The following is a 19,608-nucleotide window of genomic DNA, read 5'->3' as shown; positions in this document are numbered from 1 at the left end:
CTTTCTCAGTGCGTCGAAGAAGGTTTTATATGCTGCAACCAGCGTTTTTCAGCCTTACGGAACAGGCTAATCAGAACATAAGAGATAATTAAATAAAGCACCGCCGCAATGCCAAATGCGGTAAACGGCTGATAGGTCGCGGAGTTAATATCGCGCGCGATTTTGAGCAGATCCGGCACCGTCGCGGTAAAGGCGAGCGCGGTGGAGTGCAGCATCAAAATCACTTCGTTACTGTACGCCGGTAACGCGATACGCAGTGCCGACGGCAGAATAATGCAGCGATAAAGTTTCACTGAGGAAAAGCCGTACGCGCGCGCCGCTTCAATCTCACCGTAAGGGACAGAGCGAATTGCCCCGGCGAAAATCTCGGTGGTGTAGGCGCAGGTGTTGAGCGTCAACGCCAGCACCGTACAGTTCAGACCGCTGCGGAAGAACGCATTCAGCATCTCAGTGCCTTTTACGATCTCAAGCGTATACATCCCCGAATAGAACACCAGCAGCTGCACGTACAGCGGCGTACCGCGAAACACGTAGGTAAACAGCCAGATCGGGAACTGGATAAATTTATTGTTCGACACGCGGCCAATAGCAAGAAACACCGCCAGAATGCCGCCCATCACCACGGAGGAGATCAGCAGCCAGAGCGTAATCGCCACGCCGGTAAAGCGGTAGCCATCCGTCCACAGCAGCGATTTCCAGTATTCCTGAATAATCTCAATCACAGGTCAGCCCTCTTCACACCCACGGAGTAGCGACGTTCAAGCAGAAGCAGCACACCATTGGAGGCGGTCGTAAAGACCAGATAAATCACGCCGCAGACCACCGCAAAGTAGAACGGCTCCCAGGTGCTCTTGCCCGCCAGCTGAGTCGCTTTCACGACGTCTTCCAGACCGAGCAGCGAGACCAGCGCTGTCGCTTTGAGGATAACCTGCCAGTTGTTGCCGATACCCGGCAGCGCATAGCGCATCATGGCCGGGAACATAATCCGACGAAACGTTTGTGAAGAGGTAAAACCAAATGCGGTTGCCGCCTCAATGTGGCCTTTCGGCACGGCCATGTAAGCGCCGCGGAAGGTTTCGGTGAAGTAGGCACCGTAGATAAAACCGAGGGTAATAATACCGGCCACCATCGGGTCGATATCAATTTGTCCCATGCCCATCGCGTCCGTTACGCTGTTCAGCGCAATCTGCAGACCGTAAAAGATAAGCAGCATCAGCACCAGATCGGGAACGCCGCGAATAAGCGTGGTGTAGCCTTCAAAAATTAGCGCCAGCGGTTTGTTAGCCGAAAGCTTCGCCCCTGCGCCTGCCAGACCTATCAGCACCGCCAGCACCACGGAGCTGATAGCCAGCTCAAGGGTGACAAGCGCGCCCTGTAAAATAACGCCAGAAAATCCGTACAGCATACCGCGAGCCCTGTCGTATCGTGAGTGGTGGAACCGTGTCTTTTCCCCTCCCGCATCGGGAGGGGCCGCACGTTATTTGACGGGGCGATTAGCCGCCGTAAACATTAAAATCAAAGTACTTTTTCGCCAGCTTGTCATAGGTGCCGTCAGCGCGCATTTCAGCAAACGCTTTGTTCAGCGCCTCACGCAGCTCGTTGTCTTCTTTGCGCAGGCCCATGCCGGTACCCACACCAAACAACTTCACGTCCTTAATGGACGGGCCGCCAAACTTGTAATCTTTACCCACCGGCGTTTTCAGGAAGCCTTCGCTTGCCGCGACTTCATCCTGGAATGCCGCATCAATTCGGCCTGCCGTCAGGTCAGCGTAGATATTTTCCTGGCCCTGATAGGAGACGATTTCAATCCCCTTCGGCGCCCAGTGTTCGTTGCCGTAGGTTTCCTGCGTGGTGCCCTGCAGCACGCCGACGCGTTTGCCTTTCAGGGACTCCAGCGTTGGCTGAATGTCAGAAGCTTTAGCCACCACCAGACGAGAATCGGCCGCGTAGAGTTTGTCGGTGAAGGCAATCTCCTGCTGGCGTTTTTCGGTGATGGAGAGCGAGGACATAATCACGTCGATTTTTTTCGCTTTCAGGGACGGGATCAGCGCATCCAGCGGGTTCTCAACGTAGGTACACTGTACTTTGATGCGTTTGCACAGCTCATTGGCCAGATCGATGTCAAAACCGACCAGTTCACCCTTTGAATTCTTCGATTCGAACGGCGCATAGGTTGGATCGGTACCAATCCGAATTTTCTGCGGAATGGCTGCGAATGCCGCGGTGGCGCTGGAAAAGGCCAGCACCAGAGATAGTGACAACACGAGTTTTTTCATATTTGTCCTCAACAAACTGTCTTCATACGGGATTTTTACGACGACGGGGTGGTGCTAATGTGCCATTAATCCCCTCTTTCAGGCAAAGACTAATGCCCTTCAGGCGGGAATTTTTGCATTATAAATGCGTAAGTATGCACAAAGCGATCCAATACGGTGCAACAAATGCACCGCATTGGGTCAACCGCTCCTGTAACGCACCTTTGCGGTGCGTTAGCGCCAGGTATTATTCACCGTATACGTTGAAGTCGAAGTATTTCTTCGCCAGTTTGTCGTAAGTACCGTCTTTACGCAGCTCTGCAAAGGCTTTGTCGAAGGCGGCTTTCAGCTCGGTATCATCCTTACGCAGGCCAATACCGGTGCCGTCACCAAAGTATTTTTTGTCTTTTACCGACGGGCCAGCAAACGCATAGTCTTTACCCGCAGGCTGTTTCAGGAAGCCTTCGCTCGCGGCGACTTCATCCTGGAATGCCGCATCCAGACGGCCTGCGGCCAGGTCAGAGTAAATCAGATCCTGGTTCTGGTAAGCCACCACGTCTACGCCCTTCTCACGCCAGGTCGCGTTGGCATAACCTTCCTGCGTCGACCCCTGAAGCACGCCAACATGCTTGCCTTTCAGCGAGTCGATGGTGGGCTTAATCGGGGAGCCTTTCGGCGCAATCAGGCGAGAATCCGCGGCGTAGAGCTTGTCAGAGAAGGCAATCTCCTGCTGGCGTTTTTCGGTGATGGAAAGAGAAGAGATAATGGCGTCGATTTTCTTGGCTTTCAGCGACGGGATTAACGCGTCAAAGTCGCTGCCCACCCATGTGCATTTCACCGCAATGCGTTTGCACATTTCATTTCCCAGATCGATATCAAACCCCACGAAATCGCCTTTCGCATCCTTGGAAGAGAATGGCGCGTAGGTTGCGTCTGTACCGATACGAACCGTCTGTGGAAGCGCTGCGTAGCTACCTGCTGCCGCACTTAACCCCACGAGCAAAGACAGAGCCAGAACCGTCTTCTTCATACATTTACCCTCAAGTACCGTGATTTTATTATGTATTGTGTTGTGTGTTGTGTTGCAGGCTTCATCTTGCAGGTCTTATGCCACATTGCCGTCTGGTCAAAACTTCGACGTTAAATATGTTAATAAAACGTTGCGATATTGCCTTAATGGTGAAAGATAGCAGGTCTGCCGAACGAACCGGAAAGAGAAAAAGGGAAAAAACGAATTAAATGTCGAGGATATGATCGCCGTTGCATAATTGCCCTGAAACAGGGCAACGTCTCTTTTCATGCACTCTGTTTGTGCACAGAATCAGGCCCCTTGCCAGCGGGTGAAGAGATCTTCAGGCAGGTCGATGTCAAACTGATCCAGCACGCGGTTAACGGTCTGATTAATCACGTCGTCCAGCGAGGTCGGGCGATGATAAAACGCCGGAACCGGCGGCATGATGATGGCCCCAAGCTCGGCGGCCTGGGTCATTAAACGCAGATGGCCGAGATGCAGCGGCGTTTCCCGCACGCAGAGCACCAGAGGACGACGCTCCTTCAGCACCACATCCGCCGCGCGCGTCACCAGGGTGTCGGTATAGCTGTTCACAATGCCGGAGAGCGTTTTAATTGAACAGGGCAGGATAACCATGCCGGCCGTTTTAAACGAGCCTGAGGAGATGCTGGCGGCGATATCACGGGCATCGTGAACCACGTCCGCCAGTGCCTGAACATCGCGCAGGGAGAGATCGGTTTCCAGAGAGAGGGTTTGCCGCGCCGCCTGGCTCATCACCAGATGGGTCTCGACTTCCGCCACGTTACGCAGAACCTGTAACAGACGTACGCCGTAAATCGCGCCGCTGGCGCCGCTAAGCCCAACAATGAGTCGTTTCATGATTTTCGCCCTTACTGATTTCAGGGCAGACTGTGCAGGATTTTGCGGGGAGTTGCAAGTGAGGGCGTTCGCCCTCACCTGCCGGACCATCAACCTTCGTTGTGCATCTCTAAGCTTTCAAGATCGTTCTGCATCTGCACGGCTTTCGCATCGTCGTTGCGCAGAGAATCAAGATAGTCGAGGTACTGCTGGTCAACGTCTTTGGTCACGTAAATACCGTTGAACACGGAGCATTCAAACTGCTGAATTTCCGGGTTCTCGGCACGCACCGCGTCGATGAGATCGTTCAGATCCTGGAAAATCAGGCCGTCGGCACCGATGATCTGGCGAATTTCATCCACTTCACGCCCGTGAGCGATCAGTTCGTTGGCGGTTGGCATATCGATGCCGTACACGTTCGGGAAGCGAATCTCCGGCGCAGCAGAGGCCAGGTAGACTTTCTTCGCACCCGCTTCGCGCGCCATCTCGATAATCTGCTCAGAGGTGGTGCCGCGAACGATGGAGTCATCCACCAGCAGAACGTTCTTGTCGCGGAATTCCGCGCGGTTGGCGTTCAGCTTGCGGCGCACGGACTTACGGCGCAGGTGCTGGCCCGGCATGATAAAGGTGCGGCCAACGTAGCGGTTCTTCACGAAGCCCTGACGGTATGGCTTGTCCAGGATGCGGGCGATCTCCAGCGCGATATCGCAGGAGGTTTCCGGAATAGGAATAACCACGTCGATGTCGAGATCGTCCCACTCGCGGGCAATCTTCTCGCCCAGCTTGGTGCCCATGTTGACGCGCGCGCTGTAGACGGAAATCTTGTCGATGAAGGAATCCGGGCGGGCGAAGTAAACGTATTCAAACAGGCACGGGTTGCTGACCGGGTTATCGGCACACTGGCGGGTAAACAGCTGGCCCTTCTCGGTGATATAGACCGCTTCGCCCGGCGCAACGTCACGCAGGAACTCAAAGCCCAGGGTATCCAGCGCCACGCTCTCAGAGGCAACCATATATTCGGTACGGCCATCGCCAAGGTCGCGCTTGCCGAGCACCAGGGGACGAATGCCGTTTGGATCGCGGAAGGCCACCATGCCGTGACCGATAATCATCGCTACGCAGGCGTACGCGCCGCGGATCTGGCGGTTGGTCGCGGCAATCGCAGCAAAGATGTTGTCTGCTTCCAGCGGGTAGTGACGGAAGTTATCCAGCTCGCTGGCGAACACATTGAGCAGGATTTCAGAATCAGAGGTGGTGTTAATGTGGCGACGTTTCTCTTCGAACAGCTTTTTACGCAGCTCATGCGCGTTGGTCAGGTTGCCGTTATGAGCAAGGGTGATGCCATACGGTGAGTTGACGTAGAAAGGCTGTGCCTCGGAGGCGCTGGAACTGCCAGCAGTAGGATAACGAACGTGACCGATCCCCATATTACCTTGCAGACGCTGCATATGGCGGGCTTCAAACACATCGTTTACCAGGCCATTCGCCTTGCGTAAACGGAAGCAGTTGTTTGCATCAATGGTGATGATACCCGCAGCATCCTGCCCACGGTGCTGAAGCACCGTTAACGCGTCATAAATCGACTGGTTTACCGGCATGAAACCGGCGATACCGACAATACCGCACATTCGTCTTTTCCTCGTTAAGCCACATCTCAGGGTTTATGCCCTGGGCAAAAAACTCGACGAGCTTTGCAGATAGTCAAAGAACCATCTGATGATGAAGCTGAACTCTGGAATGAGCTGCGATTTCTGCCAGTCTTCGCTTTTGGAGAACCCGGTGAAGGTATCCAGGAAGAACAGGATCGCGGCCACAATCAGCACGCCTCGTAACGCCCCGAAACAGATCCCGAGCACCCTGTCCGTTCCTGACAGACCGGTTTTCTCGACCAGCTGACCTATCACGTAATTCACGATAGCGCCGACAATCAGCGTTGCGATAAACAGCACCGCGATGGCAATTCCGTTTCGGACCAGTTCATCTTCAAAGCCCGTGAACCAGACAGACAGGTAAGTGTAGTAATGACTGGCAACAAAGAAAGCACAACCCCAGGTTACCAGCGATAACGCTTCACGAACAAAGCCACGGATCAGGCTAACCAGACAGGAAAAACCAATCACCGCAATGATGGCGTAATCAATCCAGACCATATGTGTCCCACGATTTAACGCCCTGTCATCCAGTTCGGGGCGAATTCTAACAGAAAAAGAAAACGTTTGCGTAGGGATTTCCTTCCCGCGCGTAAATAAAAAAGGCGCTGAAAAAATGTTCAACGCCACGGTCCATTTGACGTCTCTGTGGACGTCTGCTCCCCCTCACCCCGGCCCTCTCCCTCAAGGGAGAGGGAGCAAACCACTCCGAGGTTGGGTAAGATCTTATCAGTTCGCGCTGTAGCCCATCACCACGCCGCTCAGGCCGGAGATCTGCTTCAGCTCGCCCAGCGAACCCTTAAGCTTATCTTTGGACGCTTCTGGCCCCACGAGGATACGGGTAATTTTACCCTGCACCGGCGTGGAAGGTGAAGTGTAAACACGATATCCCGCACTGCGCAGTTTGCTCACGACCTCGTTAACTTTGTCGGCGTTTTTCAGCGCGCCGAGCTGCACAACGTACGCTTTTCCGGTCGGTGCCGCGTCTTGTTTTGCCGGCGGTAGGGTTTCTGATGCGGCAGCCAGCTGCTCTGCGGCTTTATCCCGCTGCGGTTTCGGCTGCGGCTTCTCAACCGGCTTCGGTTTTTCAACGGGTTTAGGCTGCTCTACCGGCACCGGATCGATATCGCTGCTGCTCGCTGCCGCCAGACGAGACGGATCGAGCGACGGGGCGGCGGCATCGCCTGCACGCACCTCTTCCGCCGCACCTTCCGGCGGCTGGGCAGGCAGCGCCTGCGTCGCCGCTGGCAGCATATCCGGCTCATCGCGGTCACCCGGTTTCGGCACCAGCGGAATAGCGGCAAACTCGTCCTGATAATGCTTTTTCTGCCCGTCGAGCAGACCCGGGAGAATAATCACCCCGAGCGCGACCAGCACAATGGTTCCTGTTAAACGGTTCTGAAACTTACTCGCCACCGGTTCTCCCCGCGTCCATCACTTCCATGACATGTGCCACCGTGTGGAATGAACCACACACCAGCACGGTATCTTCTGGTTTAGCATCCGCCATCGCGGCATACCAGGCCTGAGCCACGCTACTATAGATTGCGCCTTTGCCGAGATGTTCCATCAGCTGCTCAGCCGTCGCGCCGCGCGGCCCCTCCAGTGGAGCACAATACCAGCTATCGACCACAGTCTCCATGCAGGCCAGCGTACCGCCGATATCTTTATCATGAAGCATACCGATAACCGCCAGCACGCGCCCGGTTTTTGGTAACGATTTGAGACGTCCCGCGAGATACGCCGCCGCATGCGGGTTATGCGCCACGTCCAGAATCAGGCGCGGTGACTCGCTGACAATCTGGAAACGCCCGGGCAGAATTGCGCTCTGAATGCCGTCGCGAATTGCCTGCTCGCTGACCGCTAATCCGCTGGCGCGCAGTGCCGCCAGCGCGGTGGCTGCGTTCGGCTGCGGCACCTGCGGCAGCGGCAGGTTGTCCAGCGCGCCCTGGGCATCGCTGAAGCGCCAGCCGTTATCCTGAACCTCATACTGCCAGTCAACGCCGCGGCGCAGCAGACGCGCACCCTTCTCGTTTGCCACGTCAGCAATGGTGTGCGGCATGTCCGGCTCGCCGACCACGGCGGGTTTATTCGCCCGGAAAATACCGGCCTTCTCGCGGCCAATGCTTTCACGATCCGGTCCCAGCCAGTCGATATGGTCCAGCGCGATGCTGGTGACCACCGCCACGTCCGCATCCACCATATTGGTGGCATCAAGACGTCCGCCGAGGCCGACTTCAAGGATCACGACATCCAGCTGCGCCTGTTTGAACAGCCACAGCGCCGACAGGGTGCCGTATTCAAAATAGGTTAATGAGATCTCACCGCGTGCGGCTTCAATTTCCGCGAACGACGCCGTATGCGCCGATTCCGGCAGCTCGCTGTTCTGCACGCGAACCCGCTCGGTGTAGCGGACCAGGTGTGGAGAGCTGTACACGCCAACTTTGTAACCCGCGGTCATCAGGACAGATTCCAGCGTGCGGCAGGTAGTGCCTTTACCGTTGGTGCCCGCGACGGTGAACACAAAAGGTGCCGGTTTGAGCACATCAAGACGCGCGGCGACCTGGCTTACGCGCTCAAGCCCCATATCAATGGTTTTACTGTGCAGGTTTTCCAGATAAGAAAGCCACGCGGCCAGGGGCGACGTGGCTTGGGGAATGCTTTTATTTTCCATAATGCCCGGTTGTCATTAACAGATTAGAAAGCAAAAGGGCAGCGCCAACCGGCCCTGCCCTTTTCAGTTATCAGGCCTCGGGTTCCTGATCCGGTACCACCACGCCTTCGCGCGGCTCATCCGGGTTCGGCGCTGGCAGATTCATCAGCTTCGCCAGAATGCTCGCCAGCTTCAGGCGCATTTCCGGACGGCGGACGATCATATCGATAGCGCCTTTCTCAATGAGGAACTCACTGCGCTGGAAGCCCGGCGGCAGTTTTTCACGAACGGTTTGCTCGATAACGCGAGGACCCGCAAAGCCGATCAGCGCTTTTGGCTCAGCGATGTTCAGGTCGCCCAGCATCGCGAAGCTCGCGGAGACGCCGCCCATGGTTGGGTCGGTCAGCACGGAGATGTACGGAAGACCGCGCTCCTGCATTTTCGCCAGCGCAGCAGAGGTTTTCGCCATCTGCATCAGCGACATCAGCGCTTCCTGCATACGCGCGCCGCCGGAGGCAGAGAAGCAGATCAGCGGACAGTTGTCTTCCAGCGCCTGCTCAACGGCACGCACGAAGCGCGCACCGACCACGGAGCCCATTGAGCCGCCCATAAAGGAGAACTCAAAGGCAGCGGCGACAACCGGCATCTCATGCAGGGTGCCTTTCATGACGATCAGCGCGTCTTTCTCGCCGGTCTCTTTCTGTGCAGAGGCCAGACGATCTTTGTATTTTTTGGAATCGCGGAACTTCAGCACGTCTTTTGGCTCAAGTTCGCTACCCAGCTCTACCAGAGAGCCTTCGTCCAGCAGGCTATGCAGGCGGTTGCGCGCCGACATACGCATATGGTGGTCACACTTCGGACACACCTCAAGGTTGCGCTCCAGCTCTGCGCGATACAGAACCTGACCGCAGCTATCACACTTCGTCCATACCCCTTCAGGAATGCTCGCTTTGCGCGTTGGGGTAATGTTGCTTTTAATTCGTTCAATCCAGCTCATTGATAACCTTTCTGCCTGAACCTGGTCGTATGCCAGTTTTGCTATAAGAGGCGAATAATGCCATTTTTGCCTCCAACAGACCATGAATGTTGCACATTAAAACATAACAGCCCGAAACTTTGGATAAAAAAGTGGTCGAACCGCCAGTGTGCATTTACTTCGCTTGTTTTGCCGCCGCACGTTTGTGGCGAATGATTTCGATAACGCCAGGCAGTACGGAAAGCACAATAATCGCTACAATCAGTAACTTAAGGTTTTCCTGCACCACCGGAAGATCGCCAAACAGATAGCCTGCGTAGGTAAACAGCAGTACCCACAGCAGCGCGCCAACCACGTTGTATGCCGCAAAATGACGATAGGACATATGCCCCATTCCCGCCACAAACGGTGCAAATGTGCGCACAATAGGCACAAAACGCGCAAGGATAATGGTTTTCCCGCCATGGCGTTCATAAAACGCATGGGTTTTGTCTAAATAGCTGCGACGGAAAATTTTCGAATCAGGATTGCTGAAAAGCCGCTCACCGAACACCCGTCCAATCGTATAGTTGACCGCATCACCGACAATGGCGGCAATCACCATCAGCACAACCATAAGATGCACGTTCAGATCGTTAGTGGGTAACGCCGATAGCGCCCCGGCAACGAACAGCAGTGAATCCCCTGGCAGGAATGGGGTAACGACCAGACCGGTTTCACAAAACAGAATGAGGAACAGAATGGCGTAAACCCAGACGCCATACTGCGCGACCAGCTCTGCCAGGTGAACATCAATATGCAGAATGAAATCAATCAGAAAACGTATTACGTCCATATTGTCTAAGCCCTAATTGCACCTTTGTTTAGTCCGCTAAAAACAGCGGGCCCATTGGCGGTTTCGGCAGGTCAAATCGATCCGGATAGTCTACTGAGACCAGATACAATCCTTCCGCTTTCGCCGTGGCTGCCGCAAGCGTTCTGTCCTTCGCTGCCAGCAGGTCTGCAATCCAGCTCTCCGGCTGGTGTCCGGCACCCACTTCCATCAGGCTGCCCACAATATTCCTAACCATATGATGTACAAAGGCATTGGCTTTGATATCCACCACCACATACGCGCCAAAACGGCTGACGTTTATGTGCATGACGTTGCGCCACGGCGTGCGGGACTGACACTGCACCGCACGAAACGACGTAAAGTCATTTTCACCAATCAGACACTGCGCCGCGCGATGCATACGTTCTGCATCAAGCGGTTCATAAAAATGCGTGACGCCCTGGCTTAACACCGCCGGACGCAGGCGCTGGTTGTAGATGACATAACGGTAGCGACGCGCCGTGGCGCTGAAGCGCGCGTGAAAATCATCCGGCACAGCTTTTACCCAACGCACCGCAATGTCACCAGGCAAATTCGCATTTACACCCAGCGTCCAGGCGGCATCCTTACGCACGGCGGTGGTTTCAAAGTGCACCACCTGCCCCGTGCCGTGAACTCCCGCGTCCGTACGTCCCGCGCACAGGACGTTAATCGGCTCGTTTGCCACCTGAGAGAGCGCTTTCTCCAGCTTCTCCTGGACGCTGCGCACCTCGTTCTGACGCTGCCAGCCATAATATTTACTGCCATCGTACTCAATTCCGAGAGCAATTCTATGGACCGGCTTTTGTTCCACGTCTGACATCAGTACAGGTACTCCTGCACCAGTTTTTCAGCGATTTTGACCGCCATCAGCGCGCCGCCGAAGCGAACGTTATCGGCAACGGACCAGAACTGAACCTGTTCCGGCATGCCGTAATCGTTACGCACGCAGCCAACGGAAAGATGCGCGCTGCCGGTGGCATCGCCAACCTGGGTCGGGAACTCGCTCTCTTCGGAGAGCACGATGTCTTCACCGCGGCCAAACGCGTCGCGCGCCTCTTCTGCCGCCAGCGGACGCAGGGCTTCAAAGCCAACCATCTGCGCGTGGCCGTAGAAGACTGGAGACTGCACGACGTTCGCGGAAATCATCAGGCCATCGTCCTGCAGAATTTTGCGCACTTCATCGACGATACGACGCTCTTCGCGTACAGACCCTTCGCGGTCCGGCAGCAGCGGCAGCATGTTGAACGCCAGCTGGCGGCCAAAGAAATCATCTTCGTCAATCGGGATACCGTTCAGCAGCTTCGCGCTCTGCCCGGCCAGGGCGTCAACGGCCTTTTTGCCGTTCGCAGACGCGGACAGCAGGCTGGTGACGGTAATGCGCGACAGGCCGCCGTCGTCGATCAGCGGTTTCAGCGCGGTCAGCAGCTGGCTGGTGAGGCTGTTCGGAACCGCAATGACGTTACGGTTGCGGTAGTCAGCCAGCACAAACGGGTTCACGTCCGGCACCACCAGCGGCACATCCGGCTCCATTGAGAACAGACCGCTCAGGTCGATCACCAGGCAGCCAGCGTTGGTCGCCTCTTCAACGTACGCAGCCGTCGCTTCAGCCCCCGCGGCGAAAAACGCCAGCTGCGCCTGCGTCCAGTCGAACGCGGCCGCGTCCTGGACCATGACGGATTTACCGTTAAAACGCAGATGCTCACCTGCGCTGTCGGTACGGGCCAGCGCATAGATATCGCCCACCGGGAACTGACGCTCAGCAAGGGTTTCGAGCAGGGCTTCGCCCACGGCACCCGTGGCACCTAAAATGGCAATGTTCCAGCCTTCAGACATGGTGGTTTACTCCAGAAATAAAAAAGCGTCCCTGTCGGAGTATCCGACAGGGAGCATTAAGAAGACATTAATGCGCCGGGTGATGAACGGCGTTAAATCCCAGCTTATGCAGCAGCGTCGCCGACGGGGCGTCGTCGCATATTACATACAGGGAAGACCACTCGCGGCGCTCAACGTAGTTCTTGCGCAGCTTATCAAACTCACCCGGGATCCCCGCCACTTTACGCAGCAGCGCATCATCGCGGCGCACATCATACACCAAATGCACCAGCCTTTTCAGCGTTGCCTGATCGAGCGGGCCGTGCAGGGTAATGCGGCCAAACTCAGGCGCGGGGAGTAAGGTATCCAGCGCTACCTGCTGCGGATGGCCGATAAAAGCGCTGTAGGCTTCGAAGACCTGCGTCGTGCCGCGCGCTTTCCCCTCGAGGGTATAACCGGCGATATGCGCCGTGCCCACGTCTACCTTGTTAAGCAGCTCAACGTTGAGATCCGGCTCCGGCTCCCAGACGTCCAGCACCACGCTGAGGTCTTGTCCTTCGTTCAGGCATGTCAGCAGCGCGGCGTTATCTACGACCGGACCACGGCAGGCATTTATCAGAATAGTGCCAGCCTTCAGACGGCGGATCAGCGCCTCGTCAGCAAGATGCAGCGACTTATACGGCCCCTCTTTAAACAGCGGCGTGTGGAACGTCAGCACGTCACACTGTTCAACCAGCTCATCCAGCGAGCGGAAATCCCCGTCATCGCCGTTATCTTTACGCGGCGGATCGCACAGCAGCGTGCGGATCCCTAACGCTTCAAGGCGCTTTTGCAGGCGCCCGCCGACGTTACCCACGCCGACAATCCCCACGGTGCGGTCCTTCAGCGCAAACCCGTCGCGCTCGGCCAGCATCAGCAGGGAGGAGAAAACGTATTCCACAACGGCAATGGCGTTACAGCCCGGCGCGGCGGAAAAACCGATTCCGGCCTGCTTCAGCCATTTATCATCCACATGATCGGTCCCTGCCGTTGCGGTTCCGACAAACTTAATCGCTTTACCGGCGAGCAACGCCTCATTTACTTTAGTCACCGAGCGCACCATCAGCGCGTCTGCGTCATCCAGTTCGTTGACCGGGATCGGGCGACCAGGGACAGCCTTAACGTTACCCAGGCGGCTAAAAAGCTCACGGGCGTAAGGCATATTTTCATCAACGAGGATTTTCACGTCTGAGTACCTGTTTGAGAGGAAGAAAACCTGCCAAGTGTGCCATAATCTGGCCGCCAGGCATATATGTATGCCTGGTTTACGCTGAGTTTTGACTTTAAGGATTTTTGACGATGCAGCCCATTTCAGGTACGCCGCCACGCCCTCCGGGTGAAGGCCCCGTCACGCCAAACGTTGCCGGTGAACAACCGCTATCCACGCAACAGCGCACCGTGCTGGAGCGACTGATCACGCGCCTGATTGCGCTGACTTCACAGCAAAACGCGGAAGTCTGGGCCGGGGTAAAGCATGATTTAGGCGTGAGGAACGACGCACCGCTGCAGTCGCGCCATTTCCCTGCGGCCGAGCAAAACCTGAACCAGCGTATTAATACCGCGCAGCAGAACCACACCACGCGCCAGATTGTCGCTCAGCTGACCGAGCTGCTGGGCCAGGGCAATAACCGGCAGGCGGTGAGCGATTTTATTCGCCAGCAGTATGGTCAGACCGCGCTGGGCCAGCTGACGCCCGACCAGCTCAAAACCGTGCTGACCCTGCTGCAGAACAACGAGCTGTCTATCCCGCAGCCTCAGGTGCGCCCGGCGACCGAGCGTCCGCTGCTGCCTGCCGAGCACAACACGCTCAAGCAGATGGTGACGAAGCTGGCTGCGGCCACCGGCGAACCGACGAAGCTTATCTGGCAATCCATGCTGGAGCTGTCCGGCGTGAAGGCGGGTGAGCTGATCCCGGCCAAACAGTTTACGCATCTGGTGACCTGGCTCCAGGCGCGCCAGACGCTCAGCACCCAGAATGCCCCAACCCTGCATACCGTCCAGGCGGCACTAAAGCAGCCGCTTGAGCCGCACGAGTTTGAAGTCATTCGGGATTACGCCCAGCAAAACTGGCAGGCCACGCCGCAAACGGTTCTGACCACCGCGCAGGTGCAGGATCTGCTCAATCAAATCTTCGTTCGCCGCGCCGAGCGCGAGGGCGGCGTGCCGGAGGTGAGAAACATTCAGCCGATCTACAGCCCGCTGTTTGCGCCAGTCGTGGAGACGTTCAGAACGCTCTCTGCGCGTCCGGGATTGATGTTTATTGCGTTACTGATTGCGCTGGCGATTTTCTGGCTGGTTGCTTAACACTGCCGGGTGGCGGCTTCACCTTACCCGGCCTACGGCTAGTGCGATTGTAGGCCCGGTAAGCGAAGCGCCACCGGGCAAAAACTACGATCTGCGAAACGCCACCAGCGTCACCACGATCCCAACCACCGCAGAAACCGCACCGGCCAGAAAGACGGACGGATAACCAAACGAGGTGGCTAACACCCCGGCCAGCGGCCCGGTTACCCCGTATGAGATATCCTGAAAGGCCGCATAGCCGCCCAGCGCCGTACCGCGCACCTGTGGGGCCACGCGCTTCACCACTTCAACGCCCAGGGCCGGGAAGATCAGTGAACAGCCGCACCCGGTCAGCGCCGCACCAAGCAGCGCAACGGAGGCCACGGGTGCATTCCACAGCAGCAGCAGACCGATGGTTTCAATCACCAGCGACGCCACCGCTACCTTCACGCCGCCAAAGCGATCCGGCATCCAGCCGAAGAAAACGCGCATCAGCACAAACGCGCCGCCAAACGCGGTGAGCGTAAAACCGGCCATCGCCCAGCCGCGGCTCATAAAATAGAGCGAGACGAAGGTACCAATCACCGCAAAACCCACGCCCTGCAGCGCCAGGCCAAGACCCGGCTGCCAGATTTGGCCAACCACGCTCCACAGGGAAGGACGCTCGCCTTTGTGCGCGGGCACTTTACGCACCGAGCCGTTAAACGCCCACGCCAGCAGGGGTAAAGCCATGGTGGTGGCAGCCAGCGTCGCAAACCCAAACTGGCTATTGATCAGCAGCCCAAGCGGTGCGCCTGCGGCCAGCGCGCCATAGATGGCCATACCGTTCCAGGACATCACCTTGCCGGAGCGTGCCGGCCCCACCAGCCCCATTCCCCAGGTCAGGGTGCCGGTCAGCAGCTGGCTTTCACCGAATCCAAGGATTAAACGGCCCAGCACCAGCAGCGCGAATTTATACGCGGCGTCTACCGGCAGCAGAGCAGCCAGCAGCCATGCGCCGCCCGCCAGCCCACAGGCAAACATCCCCTGTAGCGCCGAGCGTTTTGCACCGTGTTGATCCGCCAGCCGTCCGGCGTAACCGCGGGTCAATACCGTGGCTAAAAACTGAATGCCCACGGCAATGCCGACCATGGTGTTGCCATAGCCCAGCTCCTGATGAACGAACAGCGGGATCACCGGCAGCGGCAGGCCAACGGTCATATAGGTCAGAAATACCGCGAAAGCGATACGGAACAGCGAGACGTTCGCTGAAGGGGTTGTTTCTGTTTGAGTTACTGCAGTCATGCTTTACTCCGAAATGAAGAGTAAGGCGGGGAAATGCCACGCCCCCTCTACCTGATTATCAGGATTAAGGTGCGTTGGTTGACGTTAAACGCTTACGCATTATCGTGAGGATAATGTTGAGGGGTGAAGTTTGCCTGTGAGATCAGCCGCTTGTCAATGCATAAAAAAGGGAGCCTTATGGCTCCCTTCCGGAATCAAACGTAAAACTTATGCTTTCAGCTTACGCATAACCAGCGTGGCGTTGGTGCCACCGAAGCCGAAGCTGTTTGACATGACGGTGGTCAGCGTCGCTTCCGTTGGTTTGGTCACGATGTTCAGGCCAGCAGCCTGCTCGTCCATCTCATCGATGTTGATGCTTGGCGCGATAAAGCCGTTTTCCAGCATCAGCAGAGAGTAGATCGCTTCCTGCACGCCAGCCGCCCCCAGAGAGTGACCGGTCATGGCTTTGGTCGCGGAGATTGCCGGGCTGTTGTCGCCGAAGACTTCACGGATCGCACCCAGCTCTTTCACGTCGCCTACCGGAGTAGAGGTACCGTGGGAGTTCAGGTAGTCGATTGGGGTGTCAACGCCGTGCATCGCCATCTTCATGCAGCGCACCGCGCCTTCGCCGGATGGCGCAACCATGTCGGCGCCGTCAGACGTTGCACCGTAGCCCACGATTTCAGCGTAGATGTGCGCGCCACGTGCCAGGGCATGCTCCAGCTCTTCAACCACAACCATACCGCCGCCGCCCGCGATAACGAAACCGTCACGGTGCGCATCATAGGTACGGGAGGCTTTATCCGGGGTTTCATTGTACTTGGTGGACAGTGCGCCCATCGCGTCGAATTCACAGGCCATTTCCCAGCCCAGCTCTTCGCCGCCGCCAGCAAATACGATGTCCTGTTTACCCAGCTGGATCTGCTCAACAGCATTACCGATACAGTGTGCGGAAGTCGCACACGCGGAGCTGATGGAGTAGTTCACACCGTGGATTTTGAATGGGGTCGCCAGGCACGCGGAAACCGCAGAACCCATGGCTTTGGTGACCACGTACGGACCTACAGCTTTCAGACCACGCGGGCTACGCATTGCGTCAGCGCCGAATACCTGCGCTTTTGATGAGCCGCCGGAACCGGCGATCAGACCCACGCGCGGGTTGTTCTGATAAACCTCTTCGCTCAGGCCGGAATCTTTGATCGCTTCCTGCATGGAGAGATAAGCATAAATAGAGGCATCGTTCATGAAACGAACCACTTTGCGGTCAATCAAACCGGTGGTGTCCAGTTTGACGTTACCCCATACGTGGCTACGCATACCTGAATCTTTAAACTCTTCAGAGAAAGTGATCCCGGAGCGTCCTTCACGCAGAGATGCCAGGACTTCCTGCTGGTTATTACCGATGCTGGAAACAATGCCCAGGCCAGTAATCACTGCACGTTTCATTCAATACCTCTGTAAGTCGCACTATAGTAAGTTTCGAGTCGCACAATAGCGTACACTTGTACGCCGAACAAGTCCGATCAGACATTTTCTGCGGAAATTTGCACCGATGGACTCACATCGTTAAGATCGTGCCACTGCCTGTCAGACGAGTAACTTACGTGAAACAAAACGCTATACAACCCGCCAACCTCGAATTCAACGCTGAGGGTACACCTGTTTCCCGAGATTTTGATGACGTCTATTTTTCTAATGATAACGGACTCGAAGAAACTCGCTATGTTTTCCTCGACGGAAACCAGCTCAGCACCCGCTTCCCGGAGCATCCGCGGAGCCTGTTCGTTGTAGCGGAAAGCGGATTCGGTACCGGGCTCAATTTTCTGACCCTCTGGCAGGCGTTTGACCAGTTTCACGCTGCCCACCCTGAGGCTACGCTACAAAGATTACATTTCATCAGTTTTGAAAAATTCCCGCTCACCGCGCACGATCTACGGCTCGCTCATCAGCGCTGGCCAGAGCTTGCAGCCTGGGCGGAGCAGCTTCAGGCGCAGTGGCCACCCCACATTGGCGGCTGCCACCGTCTGATTCTGGACGGCGGACGCGTGACGCTGGATTTATGGCTTGGCGACATCAATGACCTGACCGATACGCTCGATGATTCGATGAATCAGACGGTGGACGCGTGGTTCCTTGACGGCTTTGCCCCCGCCAAAAACCCGGACATGTGGAGCCAGCATCTGTTTAGCGCGATGGCGCGGCTGGCGCGCCCGGGCGCAACGCTTGCCACCTTCACCTCGGCAGGCTTTGTCCGCCGCGGGCTGCAGGAGGCGGGCTTTACCATGCAGAAGACCAAAGGTTTTGGCCGCAAGCGCGACATGCTGGTCGGCAGAATGGAGCAGACGCTGGATATCCCCGCAAGTGCCCCCTGGTTTGCACGCGGCGCCAGCGCATCCCGTGAAGTGGCGATAGTCGGGGGGGGGATCGCCAGCGCTCTGCTGTCTCTCGCGCTTCTCCACCGCGGCTGGCAGGTCACGCTCTACTGCGCTGACGATGCGCCAGCAAGCGGCGCGTCCGGCAACCGCCAGGGGGCGCTCTATCCGCTTTTAAGCGCGCACGACCCGGCCCTTTTCCGGTTTTTCCCGGCGGCGTTTACCTTCGCTCGTCGCCTGTACGACGCCCTGCCGGTGGCGTTCGAGCATGACTGGTGCGGCGTGACGCAGTTCGGCTGGGATGAAAAGAGCCAGCAAAAAATCACGCAGATGCTGTCGCTGGGTCTGCCTGACGAGATTGCCCGTGCGGTAAGTGCGCAAGAGGTGGCAGACACCGCTGGCGTGGAAACCGGCTGTGGAGGCATTCAGTATCCGCTCGGCGGCTGGCTGTGCCCGGCTGAACTGACCGCGGCGGTCATTGCGCTGGCGCAGTCGCGCGGGCTGACGGCGCATTATGCTCACAAGGTTGAATCGTTGAGCCGGACAGAACGCTGGAATCTGCGGTTTGCTGATGGCAAAGAGGCAAGTCATGCCAGCGTTGTGCTGGCAAACGGGCATAACATCAGCCAGTTTATCCAGACAGAGTCATTGCCGGTTTATCCGGTCGGCGGCCAGGTAAGCCATATTCCTTCCGCGCCCAAACTGAGCAAACTGCGTCAGGTGCTGTGCTATGACGGCTATCTGACGCCGCAAAATCCGTCTAACGGCCACCACTGCATCGGGGCCAGCTATCATCGTGGCGAGACGGATATGCGCTACAGCGAAGCGGATCAGGCCCAGAACCGCCAGCGCCTGATTGACTGTTTCCCGGATGCGGCGTGGACGAAAGAGGTTGACGTCAGCGAGGGTGACGCGCGCTGCGGCGTGCGCTGCGCCACCCGCGATCATCTGCCGATGGCGGGAAATGTGCCGGACTACGACGCGACGCTTGAGGCCTATCAGGATCTTGCTGATAACCGGGATAACGCGGTAAGCGCGCCGGTTTATCCGGAGCTGTTTATGCTGGGTGGATTAGGATCTCGCGGGCTCTGTTCCGCACCGCTACTGGCAGAAGTGTTAGCCGCACAAATGAGCGGCGAGCCGATGCCGCTGGACAGGGTTACGCTTGCAGGGCTGAATCCGAATCGCTTGTGGGTACGAAAACTGCTGAAGGGGAAGAAGGTTAAGTAAGGTGCGGTCTGGTGCCCTCACCCTAACCCTCTCCCACAGGGAGAGGGTGGTGAAACACTTACTTGGCTTTCGCCTGCTGGAACAAAGTGTCCCACATGCCTAACACCAGAGACTGGTCGCGCGGCGAGAGCTCCCCAGCCAGAATGGCTTTTTCCAGGCTGCGAGTGACTTCAGCGTGAACGGCGTCGGCAGAGTGATCGTCCCCCGCTTCCAGCTCGGCTACCGCGAGCGTCAGGTGACCACGCAGATAACCGCTGGCGAACAGCTCATCATCACTGGCGTGTTCCACCATGTCATCAATTAACGCCAGAATGCGTGATTCAAATTCTGCGATCATCTTCTTTCCTCTG

General features: G+C 56.9%; 19 protein-coding genes. 2 read left to right on the top strand and 17 right to left on the bottom strand.

Going from position 1 to position 19,608, the window contains the following annotated elements:
• Nucleotides 1-5: 5 nt before the first annotated feature.
• The 14 genes from M2422_RS20920 to pdxB form a co-directional block, all read right to left on the bottom strand.
• The gene (locus M2422_RS20920) at nucleotides 6-722 is read right to left on the bottom strand and encodes an ABC transporter permease (RefSeq protein WP_008502590.1); all 717 of its coding nucleotides are present in this window, start codon (nucleotides 720-722) and stop codon (nucleotides 6-8) included.
• Nucleotides 719-1,405: a histidine ABC transporter permease HisQ gene (locus M2422_RS20915; protein ID WP_023336422.1), complete on the bottom strand. Its 687-nt coding sequence runs from the start codon at nucleotides 1,403-1,405 to the stop codon at nucleotides 719-721. Before M2422_RS20915 ends, M2422_RS20920 begins: the two co-directional genes overlap by 4 nt.
• An 88-nt stretch (nucleotides 1,406-1,493) precedes the next feature.
• Nucleotides 1,494-2,276 (bottom strand): histidine ABC transporter substrate-binding protein HisJ, encoded by a 783-nt coding sequence (gene hisJ, locus M2422_RS20910; protein WP_064672894.1) that lies wholly within the window; start codon nucleotides 2,274-2,276, stop codon nucleotides 1,494-1,496.
• Nucleotides 2,277-2,502: 226 nt separating this feature from the next.
• A complete protein-coding gene (gene argT, locus M2422_RS20905) occupies nucleotides 2,503-3,285 on the bottom strand; it encodes a lysine/arginine/ornithine ABC transporter substrate-binding protein ArgT (RefSeq protein WP_023312560.1) in 783 nt (260 codons plus the stop codon).
• A 291-nt stretch (nucleotides 3,286-3,576) separates the two neighbouring features.
• Entirely contained in the window at nucleotides 3,577-4,146 is a 570-nt protein-coding gene (locus tag M2422_RS20900; protein WP_029740194.1) for a UbiX family flavin prenyltransferase, read from the bottom strand.
• Nucleotides 4,147-4,235: 89 nt separating this feature from the next.
• Nucleotides 4,236-5,753 carry an amidophosphoribosyltransferase gene (purF, locus tag M2422_RS20895; RefSeq protein ID WP_024908947.1) on the bottom strand — a complete coding sequence of 506 codons (1,518 nt, stop codon included), beginning with the start codon at nucleotides 5,751-5,753 and terminating at the stop codon, nucleotides 4,236-4,238.
• A 33-nt stretch (nucleotides 5,754-5,786) separates the two neighbouring features.
• Complete coding sequence (cvpA, locus tag M2422_RS20890; RefSeq protein ID WP_000262116.1) at nucleotides 5,787-6,275, bottom strand: colicin V production protein; 489 nt, start codon at nucleotides 6,273-6,275, stop codon at nucleotides 5,787-5,789.
• Nucleotides 6,276-6,503: 228 nt separating this feature from the next.
• On the bottom strand, nucleotides 6,504-7,190 hold the full coding sequence (gene dedD / locus M2422_RS20885) for a cell division protein DedD (protein WP_064672895.1): 687 nt from the start codon (nucleotides 7,188-7,190) through the stop codon (nucleotides 6,504-6,506).
• Nucleotides 7,180-8,448: a bifunctional tetrahydrofolate synthase/dihydrofolate synthase gene (folC, locus tag M2422_RS20880; protein ID WP_064672896.1), complete on the bottom strand. Its 1,269-nt coding sequence runs from the start codon at nucleotides 8,446-8,448 to the stop codon at nucleotides 7,180-7,182. Before folC ends, dedD begins: the two co-directional genes overlap by 11 nt.
• Before the next feature lie 70 nt (nucleotides 8,449-8,518).
• Nucleotides 8,519-9,424 (bottom strand): acetyl-CoA carboxylase, carboxyltransferase subunit beta, encoded by a 906-nt coding sequence (gene accD / locus M2422_RS20875; RefSeq protein WP_003861408.1) that lies wholly within the window; start codon nucleotides 9,422-9,424, stop codon nucleotides 8,519-8,521.
• A 154-nt stretch (nucleotides 9,425-9,578) separates the two neighbouring features.
• Entirely contained in the window at nucleotides 9,579-10,238 is a 660-nt protein-coding gene (locus M2422_RS20870) for a DedA family protein (RefSeq protein WP_039263236.1), read from the bottom strand.
• Between the two features lie 28 nt (nucleotides 10,239-10,266).
• Nucleotides 10,267-11,079 (bottom strand): tRNA pseudouridine(38-40) synthase TruA, encoded by an 813-nt coding sequence (gene truA, locus M2422_RS20865; protein ID WP_023312566.1) that lies wholly within the window; start codon nucleotides 11,077-11,079, stop codon nucleotides 10,267-10,269.
• A complete protein-coding gene (locus M2422_RS20860; protein ID WP_039263237.1) occupies nucleotides 11,079-12,092 on the bottom strand; it encodes an aspartate-semialdehyde dehydrogenase in 1,014 nt (337 codons plus the stop codon). The genes truA and M2422_RS20860 overlap by 1 nt, the downstream gene beginning before the upstream one ends.
• Before the next feature lie 67 nt (nucleotides 12,093-12,159).
• Nucleotides 12,160-13,296, bottom strand: coding sequence for a 4-phosphoerythronate dehydrogenase PdxB (gene pdxB, locus M2422_RS20855; RefSeq protein WP_064672897.1), 1,137 nt, complete (start codon nucleotides 13,294-13,296; stop codon nucleotides 12,160-12,162).
• A gap of 113 nt (nucleotides 13,297-13,409) precedes the next feature.
• Between pdxB and flk the strand changes: the two genes are divergently transcribed.
• A complete protein-coding gene (gene flk, locus M2422_RS20850) occupies nucleotides 13,410-14,414 on the top strand; it encodes a flagella biosynthesis regulator Flk (RefSeq protein ID WP_029740201.1) in 1,005 nt (334 codons plus the stop codon).
• Between the two features lie 84 nt (nucleotides 14,415-14,498).
• Here the strand turns inward: flk and M2422_RS20845 are convergent, their stop codons facing one another.
• Complete coding sequence (locus M2422_RS20845; RefSeq protein WP_064672898.1) at nucleotides 14,499-15,677, bottom strand: MFS transporter; 1,179 nt, start codon at nucleotides 15,675-15,677, stop codon at nucleotides 14,499-14,501.
• A 207-nt stretch (nucleotides 15,678-15,884) separates the two neighbouring features.
• Nucleotides 15,885-17,102, bottom strand: a complete 1,218-nt coding sequence (gene fabB, locus M2422_RS20840) for a beta-ketoacyl-ACP synthase I (protein ID WP_023336433.1) — start codon at nucleotides 17,100-17,102, stop codon at nucleotides 15,885-15,887.
• 158 nt (nucleotides 17,103-17,260) lie between these two features.
• Between fabB and mnmC the strand changes: the two genes are divergently transcribed.
• Nucleotides 17,261-19,258, top strand: coding sequence for a bifunctional tRNA (5-methylaminomethyl-2-thiouridine)(34)-methyltransferase MnmD/FAD-dependent 5-carboxymethylaminomethyl-2-thiouridine(34) oxidoreductase MnmC (gene mnmC / locus M2422_RS20835; RefSeq protein ID WP_064672899.1), 1,998 nt, complete (start codon nucleotides 17,261-17,263; stop codon nucleotides 19,256-19,258).
• 58 nt (nucleotides 19,259-19,316) lie between these two features.
• On the opposite strand, the gene M2422_RS20830 is transcribed toward mnmC, so the two are convergent.
• Complete coding sequence (locus M2422_RS20830) at nucleotides 19,317-19,595, bottom strand: YfcL family protein (RefSeq protein ID WP_029740204.1); 279 nt, start codon at nucleotides 19,593-19,595, stop codon at nucleotides 19,317-19,319.
• Nucleotides 19,596-19,608: the final 13 nt, after the last annotated feature.

Origin of the sequence: Enterobacter sp. SLBN-59 (assembly GCF_024807915.1) — a bacterium.
In the GTDB taxonomy this organism is placed as follows: Bacteria; Pseudomonadota; Gammaproteobacteria; order Enterobacterales; family Enterobacteriaceae; genus Enterobacter; species Enterobacter asburiae_B.
The sequence above is the reverse complement of the archived record's forward strand: the minus strand, read 5'-3'. Positions and strand labels throughout refer to the sequence as shown.

Bases quoted from the DNA above. Each gene is read 5' to 3' on its own strand.
- hisJ (WP_064672894.1), bottom strand. From the start codon at position 2,276: ATGAAAAAACTCGTGTTGTCACTATCTCTGGTGCTGGCCTTTTCCAGC.
- M2422_RS20830 (WP_029740204.1), bottom strand. From the start codon at position 19,595: ATGATCGCAGAATTTGAATCACGCATTCTGGCGTTAATTGATGACATG.
- M2422_RS20860 (WP_039263237.1), bottom strand. From the start codon at position 12,092: ATGTCTGAAGGCTGGAACATTGCCATTTTAGGTGCCACGGGTGCCGTG.
- M2422_RS20900 (WP_029740194.1), bottom strand. From the start codon at position 4,146: ATGAAACGACTCATTGTTGGGCTTAGCGGCGCCAGCGGCGCGATTTAC.
- folC (WP_064672896.1), bottom strand. From the start codon at position 8,448: ATGGAAAATAAAAGCATTCCCCAAGCCACGTCGCCCCTGGCCGCGTGG.
- M2422_RS20915 (WP_023336422.1), bottom strand. From the start codon at position 1,405: ATGCTGTACGGATTTTCTGGCGTTATTTTACAGGGCGCGCTTGTCACC.
- purF (WP_024908947.1), bottom strand. From the start codon at position 5,753: ATGTGCGGTATTGTCGGTATCGCCGGTTTCATGCCGGTAAACCAGTCG.
- accD (WP_003861408.1), bottom strand. From the start codon at position 9,424: ATGAGCTGGATTGAACGAATTAAAAGCAACATTACCCCAACGCGCAAA.
- M2422_RS20870 (WP_039263236.1), bottom strand. From the start codon at position 10,238: ATGGACGTAATACGTTTTCTGATTGATTTCATTCTGCATATTGATGTT.
- fabB (WP_023336433.1), bottom strand. From the start codon at position 17,102: ATGAAACGTGCAGTGATTACTGGCCTGGGCATTGTTTCCAGCATCGGT.
- M2422_RS20845 (WP_064672898.1), bottom strand. From the start codon at position 15,677: ATGACTGCAGTAACTCAAACAGAAACAACCCCTTCAGCGAACGTCTCG.
- flk (WP_029740201.1), top strand. From the start codon at position 13,410: ATGCAGCCCATTTCAGGTACGCCGCCACGCCCTCCGGGTGAAGGCCCC.
- truA (WP_023312566.1), bottom strand. From the start codon at position 11,079: ATGTCAGACGTGGAACAAAAGCCGGTCCATAGAATTGCTCTCGGAATT.
- argT (WP_023312560.1), bottom strand. From the start codon at position 3,285: ATGAAGAAGACGGTTCTGGCTCTGTCTTTGCTCGTGGGGTTAAGTGCG.
- cvpA (WP_000262116.1), bottom strand. From the start codon at position 6,275: ATGGTCTGGATTGATTACGCCATCATTGCGGTGATTGGTTTTTCCTGT.